The following is a 22,906-nucleotide window of genomic DNA, read 5'->3' as shown; positions in this document are numbered from 1 at the left end:
AGCGTGCCATTACAAAATCAAGATCAAAAAAGACCGAAACCCGCGTGAACAGGGTGTTTGATCTCGAACCAGGGGTTCAAACTGTCGAACTCAGGGGCGCCACTTCGTCAGGCAAGATCAGCTGCAAGCCAGCGTATAGGGTCGGCGTAATGGCCGCTTGTCCGCGCAGGCCGGGATTTTCCAGAATAAGCACACGCCGCACCGCCTCTTCAGCAGTGATGAGATCGCCGGAATCCATGATGTCCCCACGGATGGCATCGTATTTCCAAAGTGCCGGGACACAGTCGGAAACGGGATGCGTGGGCACCAAGGCGTGCAGGGACTCCCACAACGGGGTCATGTCTTTCTTATCGATACGGGCGTAAAAATCGTCCCGCTGCGATTGATTGGCCGCAACTTTGCTCATTTGGCTCTCCACAGTGCATTAATGATGCAGCGCCAGTCACGGCGCTGCGCATCACTTCAAGACCAATATACGTCTTTTATGTGGCACTGTGTGTGGATCGATATATGCGCACGGATGATATATTTGTATTATGTATACGAGGTTCCATATACCATGGCCGACGCCGCGGTCAGGTTGAGCCGTCAGGCCAAGAGCTCTTCCTTTGCAAGGCGCTCTGCATCGACTTCGGTATTGTTCTTTATATAGGAGCGCCCGACCATAAAGTCTTTTGGCGCATCCAGAGTTTCCACCGACACTACCTTGCGATCTTTCAAATACCAAACCGAACCGGCATTGGTAAGCGCACCTTCGTTGGCTGTCTGTTCTCTTATTACGCAAACATCATGATGGCGCGGCAAGCCTGCCACCTGCACCCGGTGTCCGTACTGATCGGACCAAAACCATGGAACGCTAGGCGGTGGCTGTGGGCCGCCGACAATGGCGGCGGCGGCACATTTGGCTTGGTCCACAGCGTTTTGTACAGACTCAAGTCGGAAGCCTGGCCCGTAAATAGGGTGATTTTGCTCGCTGCAGTCCCCTATTGCGAAGACTGCAGGATCGCTTGTGCGACAGCTAGCATCCACGAGAATCCCGTAGCCACAGCCTATTCCGGCTCCGACAGCGAGCTCCGTATTAGCCTGAGCGCCGATCCCGATCACTAATAAGTCGAAATCATCGGTACCGTGCGTGCCAGTAACGATGGTGAAAGACCCCTTCAGGGCGTCGTGTTTAATCTCTTTGATCTCAGCGCTTAAATTCAAGCGCACCCCATGTCGTGTATGGATATCCTGGATTATGGACGCAAGCTGGGGCCCCACAGAGCGGAGCATGACACGTGGTGCCGTCTCGAAAATCGAAACCTCGACGCCTAGTTGGCGAGCCGACGCGGCGACCTCCATGCCCACATAGCCGGCGCCTATAATCGCAAGCTTCTTAGCTTTAGACAACGACTCGGATAGCTGCCCGGCGTGGGCAAGGGTCCGTAAGTAATGTAGATTCTTGGTCTCTATGGGTAGGCCCGGATAAGTCTTCGGTCGTGCGCCCGTCGCCAATACCAGGCATTCATAGCCAAGAGAGTCACCATTTTCCAGTTCCACGATCTGGCTTTCGCGGTTGATCGAAACTGCCCGAACGCCCATGCGCATCTCGCATCCGATTTTCTGGTAAAACTCAGCGGTTCTAAGGCTAATGCTTGCGATATCGGCCTCGCCCTTGAGGAAGCCCTTACTAAGGGGTGGCCTTTGATACGGAAGTGCATGCTCGTCCCCTATCATAGTCAGCGTACCGTCGTACTTCATTTGCCGCAGCGACGCGACCAACTGACATGCCGCCTGCCCCCCGCCTAGCACAACCACGCCTCGATTCATCAACATTCCCTAATCTAAACTTACGACCATGGATTTGATGCCTCGGAAGCGCGCATTACGGTTGAACTCCGGCTTACCCACAAGTTGAAGGTTCGGAAACCGACGAACCAACATCGGCAGTGTAATTGCCGCCTCCAACCGCGCAAGCGGTCGACCTAAACAAACATGGATGCCCGCGCCGAACGCCAGATGAGGATTCGGTCTACGACCTATGTCGAATCGGTTCGGTTCATCAAAGACGCGATCGTCACGATTCGCCGCCGCTTGCGCAATGATGATTTCGGTGTCCGGCGGAACAACTCCGCAAGGGATAGTGATCTCACGCGTCGTACGGCGTCCCTGCAATTGCAAAGGAGTCGCATATCGCAGGCATTCTTCAATAGCCGAGCCGACAATTTGCGGATCCTCCGCTAATCTTTCGAACTGATCGCGATGCTCCATGAGCGCAAGTGTAGATAGGCCGAGCAGGTTTGTTGTGGTTTCGTGGCCCCCATTTAGCACCACGATACACATATGTATGATCTCGTCGTCGCTGATCTCCTGACCACCCTTCTGTGCCGCCACCATGCCACTGATGATGTTGCTTGGCTTCTCTTCCGCCGGACGACTTTGCCACTCGCGCACGTAGGGCCGTAAAAACTCCATGAAACCTTTCGTTCCTTCGTGCCCGGCCTGGACGACCTCGGCAGAGACTGCGGGGTTTAATGGAAGAAGCACACTGGCACCAAAATCGCGGATCTTCGGACCTTCTTCGCGGGGCACGCCGAACAAGTCACAGATAAGCTTAATTGGTATGAGAGACGAGAAATCCTTAACGAAATCAATTTCCTTCTTACCATCAACCTCATCAAGCAAGTTTTGCACGATCTGTTCTACAGAGTTACGCAGATCTCCGATCGCGGACTGAGTAAAAAAGGGATTGATGATGTCGCGAAGCCTATCGTGGTCCGGCGGATCTCGAAACAGCATTGAAGATGTGTGGTGCTCCAGCAGAGGACCTTCGCCGAATTTAGCGCCATACGTTGCCTCACGGTTAACCACCCCGGACAAGTCCCGCCATACCGCTTTCACGTCCGCATACCGTGTCAGGAGCACTGAGCCATCAGAGTTCCAATGCAAAGGATCGTTATCACGCAATTCCTTGAAAAACGGATAAGGATTATCGTAATACGTCTCTGGCAGATTAAAAAGATCGAAAGACGAGCCTACAACGGCATTTTGGTCTATTGTGGGTACCATGTTATGGTCCTCCATCGTTGGTTTATGGAATGTGCGATATCAAATACAGCTTCAGTTCCAAGATGAGCAAAAGCTTGTCTGCTCTTATACGCCCACGTATTCACGTAGTATCTGAGGTTCGGCACGCAATTGATCTGAGTTACCGGTCCAGACGATGCGGCCCTTCTCTATTACATGATGCCGGTCAGCCAGACGCATCAGCGGGCCAATGTTCTTGTCAATGACGATCAGCGCAAGGCCCACGGCCTTCAGCTGCTCCAGGCATTTCCATATTTCGGCGCGCGCCAGCGGCGCCAAGCCCTCGGTGGCCTCATCCAGGATAAGCAGCTGGGGGTTGGTCAACAGCGCCCGCCCAATGGCCAGCATCTGTTGCTCTCCCCCCGACAAGGTCGTGCCCAAGTTGCGTTCCCGCTCTTGTAGCCGGGGAAACAGCTGATAGACCCGGGCCAACGTCCATGGCTCTAAGGCGTCATTGCGATTGCCTGCGGTAGCGATAAGGTTTTCCCGCACGGTCAAGTTAGGGAATATCTGGCGCCCTTCGGGTACCACCGCGATCCCGGCGCGGGCCACCCGATACGTCGGCCCACCTTCAAGCGAATCGCCCTTAAAAAGCACCGAGCCTTTGCGCGGGGTGAGAAGACCCATAATCGTCCTGACGGTCGTGGTCTTACCCATCCCGTTGCGCCCAATGAGCGTGACTAGCTCGCCCTCATGGACCTGGAAGGATATTCCGAACAATACCTGGCTGGCGCCGTAAAGCGTTTCGAGATCGCTTATTTGCAAGAGGGGCTTCAAACTACGTCCTCCGGATCACCAAGATACGCTTCTCTGACCAGCGCGCTACTGCGAATTTCCTCGGGCGTACCGGTCGCGATGGCATGCCCATAAACCAAGACGCTGATCCGATCGGCCAATGCAAATACGGCGTCCATGTCATGCTCGACAAGGAGAATCGCATATCGGCCCTTGAGCGAGGCCAGGATCTCAATGACCCTTTCGGACTCCAATTGGCTCATGCCCGCCATGGGTTCATCCAAAAGCAGCAACTTAGGTTGCGTGACAAGCACCATGGCAAGTTCGAGCTGCCGGCGTTGGCCGTGCGCCATGTTGGCAACGGTTTGGTCGGCCATGGACCCCAAACCCACTTGTTCTAAAGAAGCCATCGCCGGCTCCAACAGTCGGCGCTCCTTGAGCACGGGATGCCAAAAGCGAAAGCTATGGCCAGAGTGGGCCAACAGCGCCATCATGACATTCTGAATGGCGCTGAATTCCATGAATACGGATGAAATCTGATACGAACGGCCGAGGCCTGAAAGCGCGCGCGAGTGTGCTTTTTTGCGCGTAATGTCCATGCCGTCGAAAATGATCCGTCCGCTATCAGGAAAATACTCCCCAGACAGCTGATGGATCAGGGTGGTTTTGCCTGCGCCATTGGGCCCGATGACTGCATGCAGCTCGCCTGGATACACCTCAAGGGACAGATCGTCGGTGGCCTTCAGGCCGCCAAAATGCTTTACCAGGTGCTCAACTTTTAACATGGCCAAGCCTTTGCTCGCGTGCAGTCAAATAGCCGTATAGGCCCTGCTGCAACGAGAGCGCAATTAGCACAACCACCACGCCGATGATGATCATGAAGTGTGTATTGATGAACGAGTCCAATCCCCACGGCAACCCCAGCGCCATCGAACCGAGGAATTCTTCCAAGGTAAGCAAGGCCGTTGCGCCGATAACTGGCCCGAGCAGCGAACCCATGCCGCCGAGCACCGCCATCACGATCAGCTCGGCCGACACGTGCCATGCCATATAAGAGGGAGCAATATAGCGAGCCACGTTGGCAAGAAAGAAACCTGCCACGACACAAACCAGGGCCGACAGCACGTAAGCCGTCAACCGATATCGAAGCATGGGGAAGCCCAGCGCACTCATGCGGGTCAGGTTTGATCGGCTGGCGCGAAGCACGAATCCGAAGCGCGACTGCATCATGCGCCAGGACAGGTACAGAACCAATAAGAGCACGGTGAAAATGGCGTAATACAAAACCACGCTGTTAGACAGAGAAAACAGCCCGAAATCGCTCCGCATCGGGACAGCCATTCCATCTTCACCGCCGTAATTACGCAAGCCGATAGCAATGTAGTAAGCCATTTGCGCAAAGGCAAGTGTGATCATAATGAAGGCCATGCCTCGCGTGCGTAAGCACACCACTCCCACCAACATCGCGACCACCGTGCCGACCATGAAAGCCGCGAGCAGTTGCAACCATCCACTCGTTATGCCGTGCGCTGACAAAATGCCTACGGCATACGCGCCGATGCCGATGTAAAGGGCATGGCCCAGGCTGACGAGCCCGCCGTAACCCAGGATCAGATTCAAGCCTAATGTGGCCAGACCGTAGATCATGATCCGGGAAAACAAGGTGATGTAAAAGGAATCGCCGGCTGCCGTGGCGAGCAACGGCAGCACCGCAAGCGACAGGAGAAAGGCCGCGCCTACAATAAAACGCAAGTTGATTTTATCCATGCTTCACCTGGAAAAGCCCCTCGGGCTTGATTGCCAGCACGACGGCCATAAATAGATAGATAGCAATTGAAGCGATTGCCGGGCCCAACGCCTGAGCGAGGTCGCGGTCAAGCAGCTCTCGCAAAATCCAAGGTAGAAACGCCCGTCCGATCGTATCGACAAAGCCCACGATCAGCGCCCCATAGAACGCCCCACGTATGGAGCCTATGCCTCCGGTTACAATCACGACCAGCGTCAGAATCAAAATCGGCTCGCCCATGCCTGGCTGCACCGACATGATCGGAGCCGACATCAAGCCAGCCACTCCGGCCAGGCCTGCGCCAAACCCTAATACCAGCATGTTGATCCGCTTTATATTGACCCCAAGCATACCGACCATGGTGGCATTGGACGCCCCCGCACGAATCAACATGCCAATCCGTGTGCGATGAATGATCCAATATAGAACGAGCGCCACCAGGAGACCTACGCAGATCACGGCGAACCGATACTTGGGGTAAGGCAGACCCAGGATCTGAATGGAACCGGTCAGTAGCTCGGGCGTACCCATGTAGATGGACGAGGAGCCCCAGAGAATCCGCACCAGCTCGTTGAAAAACAAAATCAACCCGAAGGTGGCCAGCACCTGATACAGGTGATCACGATCGTACAGCCTGAATAACACGATGCGTTCCACCAATAGGCCCAGCAACAAGGTCGCTGGAATCGCCACCACCGCTGCGACCAGGAACGACCCCGTCCATCCATAGAGCGCCGCAGCAAAGTAGGCGCCCATCATGTAAAACGAGCCGTGAGCCAAGTTCAGAAAGCTCATGATACCCAACACAAGTGTCAGACCTGCCGACAACAGGAAAAGCAGCAGACCTAACTGAACTCCGTTCAAGGCCTGCATTAGAAAAACTTGCCAGCTCACAATATACAGCCCCGGAAAATTAGTTTTACTTCATCGCACACTGGTCGTGGTACGCATCCTGGTGGTCTTTGAGCGGCGTAGCAATCGTCTTCAACGCAATGTTTCCGTCAGCATCTTTCGCGGCCTCTAGCATATAGAGATTCTGAATCGGGAAATTGTTATTACCGAACCTGAAATCGCCACGTGTCGACTGGAAGTCTGCCGCTTTCAAAGCAGTCATAAAAGCCTGTTTATCGGTTAAATTTCCACCGACCTTAGCGATCGCCGAGTCGAGCAGCAGGGCAGCATCATAGCTCTGTGCAGCATATTGCGATGGCAAACGGTTATATTTTTCTTGAAAATCCTTAATGAACTGTACATTTGCCGGAACAGCAAGATCTGGACTCCAGTACGTTCCCGTCTTAACACCGAGCGCGGCCTCCTTCATAGCCGGTAGCGTCGTACCATCCATCGTAGCAGTCGTCAATAACGGAATGGTCTTTCCCAAACCCAACTGATGATACTGACGCACGAAATTTATTCCCAAGCCTCCGGGATAGAAGATAAAAACGGCATCAGGCTGCTCTGCAGCCACACGCGTCAGTTCGGCTGAGAAGTCGGGCTGATTTAGAGGCGTATATATTTCATCGATAACCTCGCCACTGAAGTACCGCTTGAACCCATTGATATAGTCTTTGCCCGCTTGGTAATTCGGGGCCATGGCAATTACTTTTTTGTAACCTTGTTCAGAGGCATATTTACCTACGACTTCGGACTGCATATCATTTTGCCAAGACGTCATAAATAAATAGGGAGAACACTCGGCGCCGGCTGCGGGCGCTGGACCGCCATTCGATCCTATCAAGAAAACCTCTTTCTCTGTCACCGGCTTCAATATCGCCATCATTATGTTGGAGAATGTAACACCAGTGATTATTTGGACCCCTTCCCGCTCAATCAGCTTTTGAACAGCCTGGACACCAATCTCTGGTTTGAGCATGCTGTCCTCTTTGAAAATCTGGACAGGAACGCCGCCTAACTTTCCGTCATTGGCTTCTACAGCCAGCATGAAAGCGTCATACTGATCAGTGCCGAGAACACCCTGCGGCCCCGAAAGCTCGGCCACAAAACCGATCTTTATAGGCTCCTGGGCTTGGACATAGGGTGCGACCAAGAACGATACCGCCAAGGCAATTCCGCTAAGAGCTTTCATGTTTGTCTCCAAAAGGTTTTCATAGCTTCGCTACGTATTTAAACTGGATATTTTTCGGTCCGACTTTAGCCGTCAGTATTGCGACTCGGGGACCTCTACCTGAAGCCCATTAAATTCAGCACTAACGCATAATTGGCAACTCAGCCGACTATTCTTGCGTGTCCCTATGGCGAACTCGAGCATTTTTTCCTCTTGCTCGGCTCTGGGCGGCAGACGTTCTACCCAATCCGAAGCCACATACACATGGCATGTCGCACAGGCACAGGCGCCTCCACAATCAGCGTCAATACCCGGCAGGTTATGGGCCACCGCCGCTTCCATCACGGATGTACCTTCCGCTGCCTCAATATCATGCTGACTTCCGTCCGCCAGTACAAAACTGATTAACGCCATCACTCTTCCCGTCAAGTTACGGAACGCCTTACGCCGGCATTCTCTTTAGTGCTCGCCCGTCGAACCGATAAAAAGATACGAGCGATTACACAATTTATAGCTTCAGTATCTTAACATTCACGCTGGCGACGAGCGTTCGCTTTTCGCGAACGCAGCGTTATCGCAATTGACAAAGTAATTACCCTAATGTAGCTACGGACGGATACCGTATCTGAAGAGTTCTGGATGATTTAACGGCTCAGCTTTTTGATCGTGATATAAATGGTCGCGAAGAAGAATCCGGTGCGAACATGCACTGAAGCTGAGGAGCCCGCGAGCTGGGCGTTAGAAGATATAACTATGAATATCACGCATTTCGATCTGGTTACGCTTCGCGTGTTTATCGCGATTGCACGCAGCGGGAGCGTCACCCGGGGAGCGCGCGCCGTGAATATGGCCGTTGCGGCAGCGAGTAAGCGCGTTTCGAACCTAGAGGATCATTTAGGAACACGGCTACTATTCCGCTATTCTCGTGGCGTGAAGCTTACCGAAGCCGGTAATACGCTATTTCAACATGCACTTGAATTACTCCAAAGCGTCGAGCGCATGTCGGGTGTTATGTCGGAATTCAGAGCCGGAACATCCGGCCGGGTTCGTATTTGGGCAAATACTTCGTCGATCACACAGTTCCTGCCTGGAGACCTCAGTGTATTCATGCGCTCCCTTCCGGGAATAGCCATAGATCTTGAAGAGCGCAATAGCGACGAAGTCGTCGCGGCGCTCCGAGAAAATCGCGCCGACATTGGTATATTTGAAGAGCACACCCCTGCGGAGGATATCAGTTCGTTCGGATACCAAAAGGACGAGTTAGTGCTAATCGTCCCTAAAAATCACCAACTGACTAAGCGTCGAAAAATTTCGCTGGCTGACGCTATAGAGTACGATTTTGTGAGTCTCCCCCCATCGACTTCTATTGCGAAGAGACTACTTACCGAGAGCACCAAGCTGAATAAACCTTTGAAGCTACAGATACAGGTACGGAGCTTCGATGCCATCTGCCGCATGGTTCAAGCAGGGCTGGGCATAGGCATACTTCCACGGATCGCGGCGCAACCCTATATGCGCTCCCTAGGGTTAAAAGGCATTCCGCTCAATGAAACATGGGCACAACGCCATCTACTCCTAGGTCTACGCGATACAGCCGGATTGGCGGTGCCTGTGCGGCTCCTAGCAACTAGCCTATGTCCACAAATTACCTTGGCGCCGGAGGATGCAAGCTAACTATCGCGGGATTTCGAACAGCCACGGCTCTTGCTTGATGCGTACCTGCTCGTAGCTTCGGATCGCATCCGCGTCGGCCAGGGTAATAGCAATGTCGTCCAGACCTTCAAGCAATCGGCGCTTGCGCGTCGGGTCCAGTGTGAAATCCAGCACCTGGCCCGACGGTGTCTTCACGGTTTGCTCTGCCAAGTCAATCGACAGCCTATAGCCTGGCGTCGCCTGAACCTCGTCGAACAGCTGGTTGATGATGGCAGCGTCCAGCGACACAGGCAGTATGCCGTTTTTGAAGCAATTATCGTAAAAGATATCCGCAAAACTCACGGCAACAATGGCACGGAACCCATAATCGTACAGCGCCCAGGGCGCATGTTCCCGGCTGGAGCCGCAACCGAAGTTCTCGCGCGTCAACAGGATTTGCGCGCCCTGGTAGCGGGGCTGGTTCAAGGAAAAATCCGGATTTTTCTGCCGGCTGTCGGGATCCTGTCCCAATTCGCCGTCATCCATAAAGCGCAGCTCGTCGAACAAATGCCGGCCGAAGCCGGTGCGAGCGATCGACTTCAGAAACTGCTTGGGTACGATGGCGTCGGTATCGACGTTGTTGCGATCCAGCGGAGCCACCAGACCATCCAACGATGTAAATGCTTGCATGTCGTGCCTCCTAGACTTCCGTTATGTCGACAAAGTGTCCAGCAATCCCCGCCGCCGCCGCCATGGCCGGGCTGACCAGATGCGTGCGTCCGCCTGCGCCCTGTCGTCCCTCGAAATTTCGATTGGAGGTGGACGCGCAGCGTTCGCCCTTGCCGAGACGATCCGCATTCATTCCCAGGCACATGGAACAACCCGGTTCGCGCCACTCGAAACCCGCATCCATGAACACGGTATGCAGTCCTTCAGCTTCGGCTTGCTCCTTGACCAGGCCGGAGCCCGGCACGACCAGCGCTTGCTTGATGTTCGACGCAACTCGCTTGCCCTTGGCCACTGCAGCGGCGGCGCGAAGATCCTCGATGCGGGCATTGGTACAGGAGCCGATGAACACTTTGTCCAGTTGAATCTGCTCAATCGGGGTGCCGGCCGCCAATCCCATGTACGCCAGCGCCGCCTTCATATTTCTCCGCCGCACCGGATCCGACTCTTTGTCCGGGTCGGGCACCTGTCCGTCCACCGGCACGACCATCTCGGGTGTCGTTCCCCACGTCACCATAGGTCTCAGGCTGGCCGCGTCAATGTCGACGACCCGGTCATATCTGGCGCCTTCGTCACTAACCAAAGTACGCCAATAAGCTTCGGCGGCATCCCACTGTTCGCCCTTGGGCGCCAACGGACGGCCCTTGACATATGCAATGGTTTTATCGTCCACCGCCACGAGACCGACGCGTGCGCCACCCTCTATCGCCATATTGCATAAGGTCATCCGGCCTTCCATCGACAACGCGCTGATGGCATCGCCGGCAAATTCGATTGCATAGCCGGTGCCGCCGGCCGTACCGATATTGCCGATGATATTCAAGATTATGTCCTTGGCGCTTAGGCCGGCGGCCAGCTTGCCGTCGACCCGAACCAGCATGGGCTTCATGCGATTGATCGACAGGCATTGGGTGGCCAATACATGTTCAGCCTCGGAGGCTCCCACGCCAAACGCCAGCGCGGCGAACGCTCCGTGCGTGCTGGTGTGCGAATCTCCCGCCACCACTGACGTGCCCGGCAAGGTCAACCCCTGCTCGGGTCCAATGACATGGATGATGCCTTGGCGCTTGTCGTCGAGGCCAAACTGCCGAATGCCAAAATCCTCGCAGTTGCGGGTAAGCTGATCCACCTGGATTCGCGACAGCGGGTCGCTGATGCCTTTCGATCCTGTTGCACGCTCGATTGAGGTGGTCGGCACATTGTGATCGGCGGTTGCCAGGACGGTCTCGGGCCGCCAGACTTTTCGTCCGGACAGACGCAGACCCTCGAACGACTGCGGGCTGGTCACATCATGCACTAGCTGACGATCGATATACAGCAGCGAGGGGCCACCGGGTGTTTCTTTCACCAGATGCCGTTCCCAAAGCTTGTCGAAAAGCGTACGCGGAGCAGACGCCCCCGCGGCAGAGTTCACGCCTGGATCTGTCATGGTTGAATTCCTATCTAAAAGCGCTATGTCATGTCCGGAGGCAGCATAAACAACCGCCTACGCTACCTTGCCGGCCGGTACGGGATACCGCCGGGTCGAAGGGCCTGCCTTGACGACCTGCCCCGGAATATCGTGCTGAACAATCTGGGGAAGCTCGCCGGCCAATGCCAGCAGCGCATCCAGGTCGACGCCGGTGTCATATCCCATGGCATTGAACATATGCACCATGTCTTCCGTGCATACGTTTCCGCTGGCACCAGGCGCGAACGGGCAGCCGCCCAGTCCACCCAGCGACGCATCGAAACGATCAATACCCGACTGCACCGCCGCCAGCGCATTGGCCAGGCCCATGCCGCGGGTGTTATGGAAGTGGGCGGTAAAGGCCATGGCTGGCCAGCGCTCCTTGACCGCTTCGCACACCCTGGCAACCTGAGCCGGATTGGCCATGCCCGTGGTATCGCACAAGGTGATCCCATCGACGCCAATATCCACAAAGCGGGCAACCGTGTCCAGCACGTGGGGCAAGGGAATATCGCCGTCGAACGGACAGCCGAACGTGGTAGACAAGGACGCATTCAAGCGCGCCTGCCCATCGACGAGCTTAACGATCTGCGCGAATTGATCCAGGGACTGCATGGGCGTCATTCGCAAGTTGGCCATGTTATGGCTTTCGCTGGCGGACATCACCAGGTTGATTTCGTCGACACCGCACGACAAAGCCCGCTCGCAGCCACGCAGGTTTGGCACGAGAGCCGCGTATTCCACCCCAGGCGCACGTTCAATACGGCACATCACGGCTTCGGCGTCAGCCAAGGCCGGAATCGCCTTGGGCGATGTAAACGAAGTCACCTCGATCTTGGCAACTCCGGTGCGGCTCAGGCCGTTGATGAACTCCACCTTGCGATCGGTGGGAATAAAGATGGGTTCCATTTGGAAACCATCACGCACCGAGACTTCCTGGATATACAGGCGCTGTTTGCCCCTGTCTTGAGTGCTCGTAATCACATTCAACCTCTTCTTCAATTGGACACAGATACCGCATGCGGCGCTGTCACTTCATTAGCCCGTACACGGCCCGCCGCATCGCTTCGCCATCAGGCCAGTCCGGCCTGGCGCAATTTTTCCAGCTGCTCGGCCGTGACGCCAATGGAATCCAGCACTTCCTGCGTATGCTGACCCAGCTTGGGGCCGATCCATTTGGTTTGGCCCGGCGTCGCGCTAAGTTTGGGCACAATGCCTGGCAACTGAACAGACTTGCCATCGGGCAAATCAAAACTTTGCAACATACCGCGCGCCTGGTAGTGGGCGTCGTTGACAATGTCCTCGGCGGTATAAATTCGGCCGCAAGGCACCGACGCCTCGTCCATGATGCGCAGGATGTCGTCCAGCGTATTGCGTTCCGTCCATTCCTGGATAACGCCATCCAGCATGGCGACCTGCTTGGCCCGGCCGTCGTTATGGGCCAGCGCGGGGTCCTCGGCCAGGTCAGGGCGCCCGATGGCCGTCATCAGCCGCCGGAAGATGCCGTCACCGTTGCCCGCAATGGCGACATAGCGTCCATCGCCGCATGGATAAGTGTTCGACGGCACAATGCCCGGCAGGGCAGACCCAGTCCGTTCGCGTACATGGCCTTGGGCAGAGTATTCCGGCACCAAACTTTCCATCACGGCAAAAACGGCCTCGTACAGCGCCACGTCGATCATCTGCCCCTTGCCGTTGTTCACCTTGAGATGATGCATGGCCATGAGTGCGCCAATCACGCCATACAGCGACGCCAGGGTGTCGCCCAGGCTTACGCCGACCCGCACTGGCGCGCGGTCAGGATAGCCTGTCACGTAGCGCAAGCCCCCCATGCATTCCGCGATGGCGGCGAATCCCGGCCGTTGACTCGCGGGACCATCCTGGCCGTAACCCGATATCCGCACCATGATCAGCGCAGGATTGATGGCCGAAAGCTGCTCCCAGCCTATGCCCCATTTTTCCAATGTGCCAGGGCGGAAGTTTTCGATCACGATGTCAGCCTCGGCCGCCAGCTTACGAATGATCTCCTGCCCTTCCGGCGCCTTCAGGTCCAGCGTCACGGATTTCTTGTTGCGGCTTTGGGTGTACCACCAGAGCGACGTTCCATCGTGCAGCTTGCGCCACTTGCGCAACGGGTCTCCCGTCTTGGGTGGCTCGATCTTGATGACTTCCGCGCCAAATTGCGCCAGCAGCGCACTGGCGTAAGGTCCGGCGACCAACGAGCCCAGCTCCAGCACCTTGATGCCCGAGAGCGCCATCTCGGCTGCGGACGAGTTTTCCTGCATAGTCAATTCCTTTTATCTAATCGGCTAATCATCGCCGCCTACTCCAAATGGGTAAAGAAGTGGTTTACGATGTTGCCATCGCATTCCGCGATGGCAACCGCCCCAGGAGACCCGATGAGCCCGGATCCAAAATCCCTGCGCCTCTTCATCAGCGTGCTCAAGCATGGCACTATCGCAGCCGCCGCCGAGCACGAGCACACCGCCGCGGCTGCCATCAGCCGCCGCATCAGCGACTTGGAAGAGCAACTGGGTGTTGCTCTTGTCGTGCGAAGCAATAAAGGCATTACACCAACAGCGGCCGGGCAGGCCCTGCTAAACATGTCGCATCGCGTACTGCATGATCTGGACAGCATTCGGACACAAATGCACGACTATGCCGTCGGCATGAAGGGCTACATACGAATAGTCGCCAATATGTCGGCCATTCATCAATTCATGCCTAAAGAGCTGAGCGCGTTCCTGTCGGATAATCCCCTGGTGCAAATCGACCTGGAAGAGCGTGTCAGCACCGTCATTGCCCAATCCATTGCCGACAACAACGCCGACGTCGGCGTACTGGTGATGGACCATGCCATCGAAGGGATCGAATTCCTGCCGTACAAGGAAGACGACCTGGTTGTCATCGTGCCTGAATCCCACTCGTTGGCCGGGAAAGGGCGTGTCGGCTTTGCCGAAACCCTGATCTATGACTACGTTGGCCTGCCTGCGGGCAGCCAGATGAATCTGCAGCTGATGCGTGTCGCCAGTGAGCTTGGCCAGATTTGGCGTTGCCGTTTCCAGGTCTCCAGCTATGACGCGCTTTGCCTGATGGTCGAGTCAGATCTGGGCATGGGCGTGTTGCCGCGCCGCATCGCCATGTCGTACGCCAAAGCGCTGGGCATCAAGTTGCTGACCCTGGACGAACCCTGGGCTCATCGCCAACTTCATGTGTGCATACGCTCGTACGACGCGCTTTCGCCCGCTGCGCGTCTGCTGGTGGACCGCATGACTGGCAGCCGTACAGCACATCACTAACGCGCCACCCCCAGGAGCCGATCAAGTATTTCCGGTTGGCCTCTAAGCTCCTGCGCGGTGCTGTTATGCACCACTGCCCCGCGGTCGAGCACCACCGCCCGGTCAGATATCGGCAGGATCAAATGCGGATGCTGCTCGACAATGATGGCGCTTAGGCCTTCGTTGCGCGTAATGTGCCGCACTCCGCGCAAGAGTTCCTCGACGATGATGGGTGCCAGTCCTTCAGTCGGTTCGTCCAACAGCAACAGGGAAGGGTTCAGCACCAGCGCCCGCCCGACGGCAAGCATTTGCTGCTCGCCGCCTGACAACTGGGAGCCCATATTGGTCTTGCGCTCGGCCAAACGCGGAAACATCTCATAGATGCGCTCTGGATTCCAGTTGCCTGGCCGTGCGACCGCCGTCAGGTTTTCGTGCACAGTCAGCGACTTGAAGATGTTGCGCTCTTGGGGGACCCAACCAATACCCCCCGCCGCCCGCTCATGGGGGGACAATTTATTCAGCAATGTGCCCGACAATGTAATCGAGCCCTTGTGCTGCCGCGTCACCCCCACCAGCGTGTTGATAAGGGTGGTCTTGCCCGTACCGTTGCGCCCTAGCAGAGCCAGTGTCTCGCCTGCCTCGATCGACAAGGACACATCGCGCAAAACCACCGCTTCGCCGTAACCCGCGTCCAGATTTTCTACGTCAAGCAGCTTACCCACTGATGATTTCCTCAAATGTGTCGAACTCAACGCTATCGCCATGGCCAAGATAGACCGCCTTGACCCGTTCATCGTTGGCGATGGTGTCCGGATCGCCTTCGAGCAGCACACCGCCATTGACCATGACCGTCATACGTTTGGCAAAACTAAAAACCAGATCCATATCGTGCTCGATCAGCAATACGGAGACATCTGGCGGCAATGCATCGACAATCTGCAAAAGCTCACCGCGCTCGGATGCCGGCACGCCGGCGACTGGTTCATCCAGCAGCAACACCTTGGGCTCGCAAGCAAGGGCAATGGCGATTTCAAGCTGCCGGCGCTTGCCATAAGGCAATTCCTTGGTCAGCTGATCGCGGACGTCCATCAAATGAAACTGCTCGAGCAGATGCTCGCAGCGCTGCACCACTTTTTTGCTGGATCCCATGACCTGCCACATCTTGGTGCCCAGCCCACTATGCTGCGAGACTACCAGCGCCAGGGTTTGAAGCGGGGTCAGCGAGTCGAATAGCTGGTTGATCTGAAAGGTGCGCACCAGGCCGCGTCGCGCTCGCTCGTGCACTGACAAGCCGGTAATGTCGTTGCCTTGTAAATGTATAGAGCCTTCGCTGGCTGTCAGTACGCCGGTCAGCAGATGCACCAAAGTGGTCTTGCCCGCGCCATTCGGCCCGATCAAGGCATGCCGGCCACCTTTTTCGAGCCCGATGGACACATTATTAGTGGCTGTGATCCCGCCAAAACGCTTGACCAAGCCCTTGGCTTCAAGGGCGTAGGATGGGTTGGCGCTCATGAGCTGCTCCTGCGGAACCACGTCCATGGACGGATAAAGCGCTCGCGCCCCACCCGCATCAACGCAACCAGGAAGATGCCCAGCCAGAACATCCAGTATTGGGGCGTCAGGTCGGACAGCACATGGTGCAAACCGCTAAATACCACGGCGCCGACCACGCCGCCGTACAGCCAGCCGATGCCGCCGATCACAACCATAAGCAGGACATCGGCGGAACGCTCAAAAGCAAAAATATCCAGCGAAGCGAAGGCCATGCTTTGCGCCAACACCGCTCCCGCTACACCGGCAACTGCCGCGGAAATCGTATAGGCAATGATGATGCGAGACGAGGTATGAATACCGATGGCAGAGGCCCGCAGCCGATTGTCGCGGATTGCCTTCAAGCCGAAGCCGAATGGTGAGTTGACCAGCCGGCGAGCCAGCAGGAAGAACACGAACAGTACCGCCAACGCATAATACGCGGCAGTCATGCCGTAAAGATCGAACTCGAAAACACCCAGCACCGGTCCCATGATCACACCCTGCAGGCCGTCGGCGCCCCCCGTTAGCCAGGTCATGTAATTGGCTAGATCCATGAAGATAAGCGAAACGCCCAGCGTCACCATGACAACGGTAAGCTCACTACCCCGAATAATGGTCAGGCTGCATATCGCGCCCGCAAATGCGCAAATGGCCAGAGCCACGGCTAGGCCAAGCAAAGGATCCGGATTAATGTATTTAGCGAACAAGGCCGCCGCGAACCCCCCAAGCCCGAAGAAAGCCGCGTGTCCCAGAGACATAATCCCCGTATAACCCAGGATGAGGTCAAGCGAGATACCGAACAGCGCCATTACCGCCATCTGGTTCAGCAAAAAGGCCTGGCTGGGAAAAAGAGCAAGCACCGCAATGGGAAGCACCCAGAGCAATGGTTCCCAGAATTTCCAGCGCCTGCCCGCCTGTAAGGAGTGCTGAACCTGACTCATGATTTCGTTCCTTTACTGACAAACAGCCCGTGCGGCCGCCACAACAAAATCATGATCATGACGATGTAGACAATGAACGAACCCAGCTTGGGCACATAGTATTTGCCCGCTACGTCGGCGACCCCCAACAGAAGCGCCGCCAGCAATGGCCCGGTCAGGGAAGACGTGCCGCCCAAGGCAACGACAATAAGGAAATAAATCATGAACTTGAAGGGGAAGGTGGGATCCAGCCCCAGCACCTCGGCGCCCAGCGCGCCCCCTAAGCCGGCCAGGCCTGACCCTAGCGCAAACGTCGAAAGAAAGACGATATTGACGTTGATTCCTAGCCCATCGGCTACCTTCTGATCGTCGACGGCGGCCCGAAGCTGACTGCCAAAGCGAGTGCGATCCAGTCCATATTGCAGCAGAACCGTCAACACGACGCAGATCAGGATGATCAGCAAGCGGTAATGGCCCATGCCAAGTACGTAGGGACCGATCTGAAATTCGCTGCGTCCATTCAGCCAGTGCGGCAGCTGTATGATCTGCTCGCTGGAGCCAACCGCAAAGTCGGTCGCCGCCACGGCAATGAATACCAAGCCGATGGAAAACAGTACCTGGTCGAGCGCTGGCCTGTCATACATCGGCCGGTACAACGTCCGCTCAAGAACCGCACCGATCGCTGCAGCCACGACAAAGGCGATGGGCAGGCAAATCAGAAAAGGCACGTTGTAGTGCTGCATAAGCAGCACCGTAACGTAGCCCCCGACCATCGCAAAAGCCCCGTGAGCCAGGTTGATGAAATTCATCAACCCGAGCGTCACGGACAGGCCAATGGCCAGCACAAACAACAGCATCCCATAGGCGATGCCGTCAAACAGTATCGTCAACATTTATTTGGTTTCGCCAAAAGCGTTGACGTTCTCGACAACATCGAACTCGACGTTGTACAAAACCCCATCTACTTTCTCAACCTTGCGCAGATAAATGTTCTGGATGAAGTCGCGTGTATCGGGATCCAGAGTGACCGGGCCGCGTGGGCTCTCGAAACTCAGGCCTTTCATCGCTTCCAGCAACTGGTCGCCATTGCCCTTGCCATCGGTCTTTTTCAGCGCGGCATAAATCAGGTGCATGCCGTCATAGCCCGCTACGCCAAAGAAGTTTGGACGAGCAGTAGGATCGATCTTCTTGTAGTCTGCGACAAACTTCTTGTTCAACTCAGACGGGTGGGCCGTCGAATAATAATCGGACGTGACCACGCCCATCGACGCATCGCCCGCCTCGTTCAGGTTATCGTCATCGGTAATGGCTCCGTGGCCGATCAGCCGGATGCCGGCGTCTTCGAGCCCGCGCTGTCCATATTGCTTAAGCAGGGCAGCCCCGGGGCCGGAAGGCAGCATCACGAACAAGCCGTCGGGCTTTAGGTCGCGCACTTTTTGCAGGAAAGGTGCGAAATCCGGGTTGCGCATGGGCACACGAATTTCTTCAATAATGGTTCCACCCGAACCACCAAAGTATTTCTTGAGCGCCGTTTCTGACTCGTAGCCCGGGGCATAATCGGGAACCAGCGTGACTACCTTGTTAAAGCCATTTTTGGTCGCCCACTGCGCAACGCCCGCAGTCACCTGGGGAATGGTTCCGCTTGAACGAACGATGTAGGGCGAGGCATCGGTAACGCTTTGCGTTTGCGCTGCCATCACCACCATGGGGGTCTTGGATTGAGTGGCGATCGGCGCAACGGCCAGGGTGATGGGCGTCAGACCGAAACCGGCGATGACGTTCACCTTGTCGTTGACGATCAGCTCTTGAGCGATTTTCTTACTGTTGGCCGCGACACCACCGTCATCTTTCAGAATGATCTCTATCTTACGTCCGTCGACGCTGTCCCCATGCTGCGCCATATAGACCCGCGTTCCGGCGTCAATCTGCCGGCCCGTCGAGGCGAACGGGCCGGTCATCGGCAAGATGAGGGACCTTGAACGTATCATCGGCTGCCGCCACTGAGGGCGCATACAAGCCGCTGACCGCGACGGCAACCGCCGCGACCGTTCCATGCAAAAATAGTCGTTTATTCATTGTCTGTCTCCTGACTGTATTTATAGGATGTTGCTACTTAGAACGAAGAACGAAGCCCGACGATCGATAACGCGCCGTCGGGAGAGCAATGCGGACTGACAGTATGGCAGCCGCCACCCTGTCTGGTCTGTAAGGTATTTCCTTAGGCTAGGGTTATTCCGTAAGATATCAACCGATGGACTCGCGCCAAAGATCAAGCGCTTGTTGCACCGGTCGGTCGGAATAGCTGAAAAGCACGGCGTCACCGTCCGATTCCAAACGGTAGGACTCCCAGGACGGGCATATGAACACATCGCGCGGGCCGAACTCGAGCGTCTGACCGCCAATGTGGCAGCGGCCTGTGCCTTCGACGCACACGTACACCATGGAATCGGTGGACCTATAAGCCGCCCCCTTGAAGCCCGCCGGCAACAGCTGCATGAATGTGCCAATCGTCGGCATGGCCCAATCGCCGGTCACCGGGTTGGTGTATTGCAGCTTATGCCCCCAGCACACATGCATGTCGCTATGCGCCTTCATGGTCTCAAGCGCGTCACGGGTACGCTCGTAGGGATACCAGAACAGGGGCGACGTGCGTGAGCTGGGCTTGTATTCAACCGGCTTCATGGTGTTTCCGAACCGGGCCAGATTTGTATTGGCCGCCTCGGACGTTGTCTGGCTGTCCGCCGCATCCTTTTCCATGAACTGGGCATCGAGAAGCTCGACCAGAGGGACATCCAGCGCATCGAGCCAAACCATGGGCTCGTCACTGGGGTTTCCATGGTCATGGAAGGTCCAGGATGGCGTGATGACAAAGTCGCCAACACTCATTGTGACTTTCTCGCCGTCCACTGCGGTGTACGCGCCATGGCCCTGCATTACAAAGCGTAATGCCGACTGCGAGTGCCGGTGTGATGGAGCGACCTCGCCGGGCATGATGATTTGCAAGCCGGCGTACAGACTGTGGGTGATCCGGGTGCGACCACGCAGGCCCGGGTTCTCGAGAACTAGGACGCGCCGTTCGGCCTCCTTGGCCGTGATCAACTGACCGGCCTCAAGCAGCCAGGGCCAGGCGGTTTCCCATTTCCACAGATACGGCAAACACGGCGTATTGGGCGTAGCGGTAATGAGCCCGTGTAGAACCTCCCACAAGGGAGTCATGTTCGCCTTGCTGATCTTGTCATAGAACGGCTGGCGTTCCAGGGCTGCAGCAGGTAATGGTGATGCCATGATTTCCTCCTTGGAATTCTTTAAATAGCCCGGACAGCGACTTCCATTCTTCCGATCTGATCAAACTCGGCCATGATGGTGTCGCCAGCCTGGACCGGACCAACGCCCTCGGGCGTGCCGGTATAAATGACGTCGCCGGGATGCAATGTGTAGAAAGCCGAGGCGAATTCGATCAGCTGTGCAATACCGATGACGAGGTCTTTGGTATTAGCCTTCTGGCGGGTTTCACCGTTGACGGTCAGATGGAAATCCAGATTCGTGGCATCGGCGATTTCGTCCGCCGTCACCAGCCAGGGGCCGAGCACGCTGTAGGTGTCTATTGATTTGCGCATGCTGCGCTCTTCGGGGCCACGCACAGTCATGTCCAGGCCGATGCTATATCCGGCGATGTGGTCCCACGCATTGGCCGCGGAAATATGTTTGCCGGGCTTGCCGATTACCACTGCCAATTCGATTTCGTGATCGTTGCGCCGATCGGGGTGGTTGATGACCACGCCCTGGCTTGGACCGATCAGCGAACTGGTAGCTTTCAAGAAAAGACCAATGCGCTGAATCTCGTCGACCTGGTTGTTGTGGTGGACACCAGGATCGGCCCGCGCTTCTTCCAGGTGCTTCAAGTAATTGACGGGCGCTGCAACCAGCTTGCCAGGATTAGCGACCGGGCTAAGCAACTGAACGTCAGCCAACGCTAAGCTGGTGGCCGAGGGCAGGATTTCTTCAATCCGCGCACGAACCTTATCAAGATTGGCAATCAACAGATCGTACGTCGGCAACGGATAGCGGCTGCCCGGCAAGACGTCCAGCGCGGCCGTCACGTCAAACACATTGCTTCCCTTTACCACTCCAAGGCGATCCTGATTAAAACGACATAAACGCATAGTTACTCCAAGATTGTTAAGGCTAATTTTTAATTATTGCCAGGGCGTACACAATGCCCTACTCTTTATACCCTTAATTGTATTTTTAAATACGGCTGTTCGGCTAACCGACGGACGCATCTCAATGGCCAAACTAGATTTATCCGACTTCGTCATCCTGAAGGAAATTTACCGCACCCGCAGCGTGACCGGTTCGGTCCCCGAAGTCGGGCTTAGCCAACCCGCCATCAGCGTCCGCCTAAGCCACATGCGCGAACATTTCAGTGATCCTCTGTTTGTAAAGACGCCCCAGGGGATGATGCCGACCCCATTGATGGAAAGCCTGATCTCAGCCATCGACCAAACGCTTGACCTGCTCGGCCCGAATCGTGGCGGCTTCGTTCCATTCAAACCCGAGAGCGCCTCCCGTACTTTCCGCCTGGGGCTGAGCCACGTCGCGCAATTGGTCATACTGCCTGATCTGCTGCCCATTTTCGAAACGACCGGCCCCGAGATGCGGGTTGACTCCCTTGACTTGGACGATACGACGGGCCAAGCCATGGCGCAAGGCCAAGTCGATGTCGCCATCGGCTTTGCGGTCGAGCTGAACACCGGCTTCTTCCAGCAACGGCTTTTCACCGAGCATTACGCTTGCATCGCCCGCAAAGGCCATCCACGGCTGAGCGATGTGCTGACTACTGAACAGTTCCTGAAAGAAGAGCACGTATCGCTGGTCGCTCCCGGGACCGGCCACTCACGACTGGACAAGCAGTTACGCGCCAGCGGCATCGCGCGCAAGATCAAACTGCGAGTGTCGTCCTTCCTGGGACTCGAACAGATCATCATCGCCACCAATCTACTGGCAATCGTCCCGGCGCGGCTGGCGGGCACCCTGGCGCTGGGCGGCAGGGTATCGGCATTCAAGATTCCTTTCCCCACCCCCGATTACGAGGTGCGGCAATACTGGCACGAGCGGTATCACCGGGATCCGGCAAACGCCTGGCTAAGGCAATTGATCTTTCGTACCTTCGTCAATATGCCGCCCGTCCAGGCCAGCACCCAAGAACCCGACTAGCGAGACCCCCTATACAACGCTGGCGATCACAATTACAGCCAGAATGCATGCTCCGCCCACCCATAACCAACGCCTTCCTCGCGCAGACGCTTGGCCGGCGCTAGCCGAAGATTCAACCGATTGCACACTCGCCGACGAAGGCTGGGACCCGCGATCCGAATGATGAATAAGGCCGTCTGCCTGACTGGGGCGACGGTCGTACACGGCTTGCTCAAGCGCATCCAGAACGAAGTCTGTCGTCATGCTGCTGGAGGCGCGCCAGCCGACAATCCGTTTGGCATACGCGTCGATAATAAAGGCCACATACAGCCATCCTTGCCAAGTGGAAACGTAGGTGAAATCCGCTACCCAGAGCCGGTTTGGACGATCCGCCTCGAAGTGGCGCCGTACCAGATCCTGCGGACAGGCCGCCGCGCTATCGGGCACCGTAGTACGAACCCGTTTGCCCCGACGCACCCCTTCAATGCCCAGCTCGCTCATCAGGCGTTCGACCGT

General features: G+C 56.3%; 23 protein-coding genes and 2 pseudogenes. 3 read left to right on the top strand and 22 right to left on the bottom strand.

All coding sequences use genetic code 11. The features are described 5' to 3' along the window. Window positions 1–94 precede the first annotated feature (94 nt). The 9 genes and pseudogenes from DFR37_RS22135 to DFR37_RS22095 form a co-directional block, all read right to left on the bottom strand. Window positions 95–406 (bottom strand): annotated as a pseudogene (locus DFR37_RS22135) (gentisate 1,2-dioxygenase); the annotation flags it as partial. A 182-nt stretch (window positions 407–588) separates the two neighbouring features. Next, window positions 589–1,812: an NAD(P)/FAD-dependent oxidoreductase gene (locus tag DFR37_RS22130; protein WP_170139993.1), complete on the bottom strand. Its 1,224-nt coding sequence runs from the start codon at window positions 1,810–1,812 to the stop codon at window positions 589–591. Between the two features lie 9 nt (window positions 1,813–1,821). Next, on the bottom strand, window positions 1,822–3,051 hold the full coding sequence (locus tag DFR37_RS22125; protein ID WP_113935321.1) for a cytochrome P450: 1,230 nt from the start codon (window positions 3,049–3,051) through the stop codon (window positions 1,822–1,824). An 84-nt stretch (window positions 3,052–3,135) separates the two neighbouring features. Beyond that, window positions 3,136–3,846, bottom strand: coding sequence for an ABC transporter ATP-binding protein (locus DFR37_RS22120; protein WP_113935320.1), 711 nt, complete (start codon window positions 3,844–3,846; stop codon window positions 3,136–3,138). Further along, window positions 3,843–4,595 (bottom strand): ABC transporter ATP-binding protein, encoded by a 753-nt coding sequence (locus tag DFR37_RS22115; protein ID WP_113935326.1) that lies wholly within the window; start codon window positions 4,593–4,595, stop codon window positions 3,843–3,845. The genes DFR37_RS22120 and DFR37_RS22115 overlap by 4 nt, the downstream gene beginning before the upstream one ends. Continuing rightward, window positions 4,576–5,571: a branched-chain amino acid ABC transporter permease gene (locus tag DFR37_RS22110; RefSeq protein ID WP_113935319.1), complete on the bottom strand. Its 996-nt coding sequence runs from the start codon at window positions 5,569–5,571 to the stop codon at window positions 4,576–4,578. Before DFR37_RS22110 ends, DFR37_RS22115 begins: the two co-directional genes overlap by 20 nt. After that, complete coding sequence (locus DFR37_RS22105; RefSeq protein WP_113935318.1) at window positions 5,564–6,484, bottom strand: branched-chain amino acid ABC transporter permease; 921 nt, start codon at window positions 6,482–6,484, stop codon at window positions 5,564–5,566. The genes DFR37_RS22110 and DFR37_RS22105 overlap by 8 nt, the downstream gene beginning before the upstream one ends. 25 nt (window positions 6,485–6,509) lie before the next feature. Next, window positions 6,510–7,676, bottom strand: a complete 1,167-nt coding sequence (locus tag DFR37_RS22100) for an ABC transporter substrate-binding protein (RefSeq protein ID WP_113935317.1) — start codon at window positions 7,674–7,676, stop codon at window positions 6,510–6,512. A gap of 72 nt (window positions 7,677–7,748) precedes the next feature. Beyond that, window positions 7,749–8,069, bottom strand: a complete 321-nt coding sequence (locus DFR37_RS22095) for a 2Fe-2S iron-sulfur cluster-binding protein (protein WP_113935316.1) — start codon at window positions 8,067–8,069, stop codon at window positions 7,749–7,751. 339 nt (window positions 8,070–8,408) lie between these two features. Here DFR37_RS22095 and DFR37_RS22090 point away from each other — a divergent pair, with 339 nt between their 5' ends. After that, window positions 8,409–9,329, top strand: a complete 921-nt coding sequence (locus DFR37_RS22090) for a LysR family transcriptional regulator (RefSeq protein ID WP_113935325.1) — start codon at window positions 8,409–8,411, stop codon at window positions 9,327–9,329. On the opposite strand, the gene leuD is transcribed toward DFR37_RS22090, so the two are convergent. The 4 genes from leuD to DFR37_RS22070 all read right to left on the bottom strand — a co-directional run bounded on the left by leuD (window position 9,330) and on the right by DFR37_RS22070 (window position 13,748). Continuing rightward, window positions 9,330–9,977: a 3-isopropylmalate dehydratase small subunit gene (gene leuD, locus DFR37_RS22085; protein ID WP_113935315.1), complete on the bottom strand. Its 648-nt coding sequence runs from the start codon at window positions 9,975–9,977 to the stop codon at window positions 9,330–9,332. Window positions 9,978–9,987: 10 nt separating this feature from the next. Continuing rightward, on the bottom strand, window positions 9,988–11,442 hold the full coding sequence (leuC, locus tag DFR37_RS22080; protein ID WP_113935314.1) for a 3-isopropylmalate dehydratase large subunit: 1,455 nt from the start codon (window positions 11,440–11,442) through the stop codon (window positions 9,988–9,990). 57 nt (window positions 11,443–11,499) lie between these two features. After that, a complete protein-coding gene (locus DFR37_RS22075; RefSeq protein WP_379881391.1) occupies window positions 11,500–12,453 on the bottom strand; it encodes a hydroxymethylglutaryl-CoA lyase in 954 nt (317 codons plus the stop codon). A gap of 83 nt (window positions 12,454–12,536) precedes the next feature. Then, on the bottom strand, window positions 12,537–13,748 hold the full coding sequence (locus tag DFR37_RS22070; protein ID WP_242341942.1) for a CaiB/BaiF CoA transferase family protein: 1,212 nt from the start codon (window positions 13,746–13,748) through the stop codon (window positions 12,537–12,539). A 114-nt stretch (window positions 13,749–13,862) separates the two neighbouring features. On the opposite strand from DFR37_RS22070, the gene DFR37_RS22065 reads away from it, so the two are divergent. After that, window positions 13,863–14,762: a LysR substrate-binding domain-containing protein gene (locus tag DFR37_RS22065; protein WP_113935313.1), complete on the top strand. Its 900-nt coding sequence runs from the start codon at window positions 13,863–13,865 to the stop codon at window positions 14,760–14,762. On the opposite strand, the gene DFR37_RS22060 is transcribed toward DFR37_RS22065, so the two are convergent. The 8 genes from DFR37_RS22060 to DFR37_RS22030 all read right to left on the bottom strand — a co-directional run bounded on the left by DFR37_RS22060 (window position 14,759) and on the right by DFR37_RS22030 (window position 21,357). Beyond that, a complete protein-coding gene (locus DFR37_RS22060; protein ID WP_218951519.1) occupies window positions 14,759–15,505 on the bottom strand; it encodes an ABC transporter ATP-binding protein in 747 nt (248 codons plus the stop codon). The two genes, DFR37_RS22065 and DFR37_RS22060, sit on opposite strands and share 4 nt — an antisense overlap. After that, on the bottom strand, window positions 15,456–16,253 hold the full coding sequence (locus tag DFR37_RS22055; protein WP_113935311.1) for an ABC transporter ATP-binding protein: 798 nt from the start codon (window positions 16,251–16,253) through the stop codon (window positions 15,456–15,458). Before DFR37_RS22055 ends, DFR37_RS22060 begins: the two co-directional genes overlap by 50 nt. Further along, window positions 16,250–17,215, bottom strand: a complete 966-nt coding sequence (locus DFR37_RS22050) for a branched-chain amino acid ABC transporter permease (RefSeq protein ID WP_113935310.1) — start codon at window positions 17,213–17,215, stop codon at window positions 16,250–16,252. The genes DFR37_RS22055 and DFR37_RS22050 overlap by 4 nt, the downstream gene beginning before the upstream one ends. Next, complete coding sequence (locus DFR37_RS22045; RefSeq protein ID WP_113935309.1) at window positions 17,212–18,087, bottom strand: branched-chain amino acid ABC transporter permease; 876 nt, start codon at window positions 18,085–18,087, stop codon at window positions 17,212–17,214. The genes DFR37_RS22050 and DFR37_RS22045 overlap by 4 nt, the downstream gene beginning before the upstream one ends. Further along, complete coding sequence (locus DFR37_RS22040) at window positions 18,088–19,152, bottom strand: ABC transporter substrate-binding protein (protein WP_379975631.1); 1,065 nt, start codon at window positions 19,150–19,152, stop codon at window positions 18,088–18,090. It abuts the gene before it with no gap. Further along, window positions 19,115–19,270, bottom strand: coding sequence for a hypothetical protein (locus tag DFR37_RS23610; protein WP_379881395.1), 156 nt, complete (start codon window positions 19,268–19,270; stop codon window positions 19,115–19,117). Before DFR37_RS23610 ends, DFR37_RS22040 begins: the two co-directional genes overlap by 38 nt. 168 nt (window positions 19,271–19,438) lie before the next feature. After that, window positions 19,439–20,479 (bottom strand): gentisate 1,2-dioxygenase, encoded by a 1,041-nt coding sequence (gene gtdA, locus DFR37_RS22035; protein WP_113935308.1) that lies wholly within the window; start codon window positions 20,477–20,479, stop codon window positions 19,439–19,441. A gap of 20 nt (window positions 20,480–20,499) precedes the next feature. Further along, window positions 20,500–21,357: a fumarylacetoacetate hydrolase family protein gene (locus DFR37_RS22030; protein WP_113935307.1), complete on the bottom strand. Its 858-nt coding sequence runs from the start codon at window positions 21,355–21,357 to the stop codon at window positions 20,500–20,502. Window positions 21,358–21,481: 124 nt separating this feature from the next. Here DFR37_RS22030 and DFR37_RS22025 point away from each other — a divergent pair, with 124 nt between their 5' ends. Next, window positions 21,482–22,411 carry a LysR family transcriptional regulator gene (locus DFR37_RS22025; protein ID WP_113935306.1) on the top strand — a complete coding sequence of 310 codons (930 nt, stop codon included), beginning with the start codon at window positions 21,482–21,484 and terminating at the stop codon, window positions 22,409–22,411. A 93-nt stretch (window positions 22,412–22,504) separates the two neighbouring features. On the opposite strand, the pseudogene DFR37_RS22020 reads toward DFR37_RS22025, so the two are convergent. Next, window positions 22,505–22,906: pseudogene (locus DFR37_RS22020) on the bottom strand (DDE-type integrase/transposase/recombinase); the annotation flags it as partial.

The sequence above is a fragment of the Eoetvoesiella caeni genome (assembly GCF_003315175.1).
In the GTDB taxonomy this organism is placed as follows: Bacteria; Pseudomonadota; Gammaproteobacteria; order Burkholderiales; family Burkholderiaceae_B; genus Eoetvoesia; species Eoetvoesia caeni.
This window is presented reverse-complemented; position numbering and strand designations above follow the sequence as displayed.

Excerpts from the sequence above, each read along its gene's own strand:
- DFR37_RS22040 (WP_379975631.1), bottom strand. The coding sequence starts at position 19,152 with ATGACCGGCCCGTTCGCCTCGACGGGCCGGCAGATTGACGCCGGAACG.
- DFR37_RS22130 (WP_170139993.1), bottom strand. The coding sequence starts at position 1,812 with ATGAATCGAGGCGTGGTTGTGCTAGGCGGGGGGCAGGCGGCATGTCAG.
- DFR37_RS22055 (WP_113935311.1), bottom strand. The coding sequence starts at position 16,253 with ATGAGCGCCAACCCATCCTACGCCCTTGAAGCCAAGGGCTTGGTCAAG.
- DFR37_RS22060 (WP_218951519.1), bottom strand. The coding sequence starts at position 15,505 with ATGGCGATAGCGTTGAGTTCGACACATTTGAGGAAATCATCAGTGGGT.
- DFR37_RS23610 (WP_379881395.1), bottom strand. The coding sequence starts at position 19,270 with ATGAATAAACGACTATTTTTGCATGGAACGGTCGCGGCGGTTGCCGTC.
- DFR37_RS22065 (WP_113935313.1), top strand. The coding sequence starts at position 13,863 with ATGAGCCCGGATCCAAAATCCCTGCGCCTCTTCATCAGCGTGCTCAAG.
- DFR37_RS22025 (WP_113935306.1), top strand. The coding sequence starts at position 21,482 with ATGGCCAAACTAGATTTATCCGACTTCGTCATCCTGAAGGAAATTTAC.
- DFR37_RS22030 (WP_113935307.1), bottom strand. The coding sequence starts at position 21,357 with ATGCGTTTATGTCGTTTTAATCAGGATCGCCTTGGAGTGGTAAAGGGA.
- leuC (WP_113935314.1), bottom strand. The coding sequence starts at position 11,442 with ATGACAGATCCAGGCGTGAACTCTGCCGCGGGGGCGTCTGCTCCGCGT.
- gtdA (WP_113935308.1), bottom strand. The coding sequence starts at position 20,479 with ATGGCATCACCATTACCTGCTGCAGCCCTGGAACGCCAGCCGTTCTAT.
- DFR37_RS22125 (WP_113935321.1), bottom strand. The coding sequence starts at position 3,051 with ATGGTACCCACAATAGACCAAAATGCCGTTGTAGGCTCGTCTTTCGAT.
- DFR37_RS22095 (WP_113935316.1), bottom strand. The coding sequence starts at position 8,069 with ATGGCGTTAATCAGTTTTGTACTGGCGGACGGAAGTCAGCATGATATT.
- DFR37_RS22100 (WP_113935317.1), bottom strand. The coding sequence starts at position 7,676 with ATGAAAGCTCTTAGCGGAATTGCCTTGGCGGTATCGTTCTTGGTCGCA.
- leuD (WP_113935315.1), bottom strand. The coding sequence starts at position 9,977 with ATGCAAGCATTTACATCGTTGGATGGTCTGGTGGCTCCGCTGGATCGC.
- DFR37_RS22110 (WP_113935319.1), bottom strand. The coding sequence starts at position 5,571 with ATGGATAAAATCAACTTGCGTTTTATTGTAGGCGCGGCCTTTCTCCTG.
- DFR37_RS22045 (WP_113935309.1), bottom strand. The coding sequence starts at position 18,087 with ATGTTGACGATACTGTTTGACGGCATCGCCTATGGGATGCTGTTGTTT.
- DFR37_RS22090 (WP_113935325.1), top strand. The coding sequence starts at position 8,409 with ATGAATATCACGCATTTCGATCTGGTTACGCTTCGCGTGTTTATCGCG.
- DFR37_RS22050 (WP_113935310.1), bottom strand. The coding sequence starts at position 17,215 with ATGAGTCAGGTTCAGCACTCCTTACAGGCGGGCAGGCGCTGGAAATTC.
- DFR37_RS22070 (WP_242341942.1), bottom strand. The coding sequence starts at position 13,748 with ATGCAGGAAAACTCGTCCGCAGCCGAGATGGCGCTCTCGGGCATCAAG.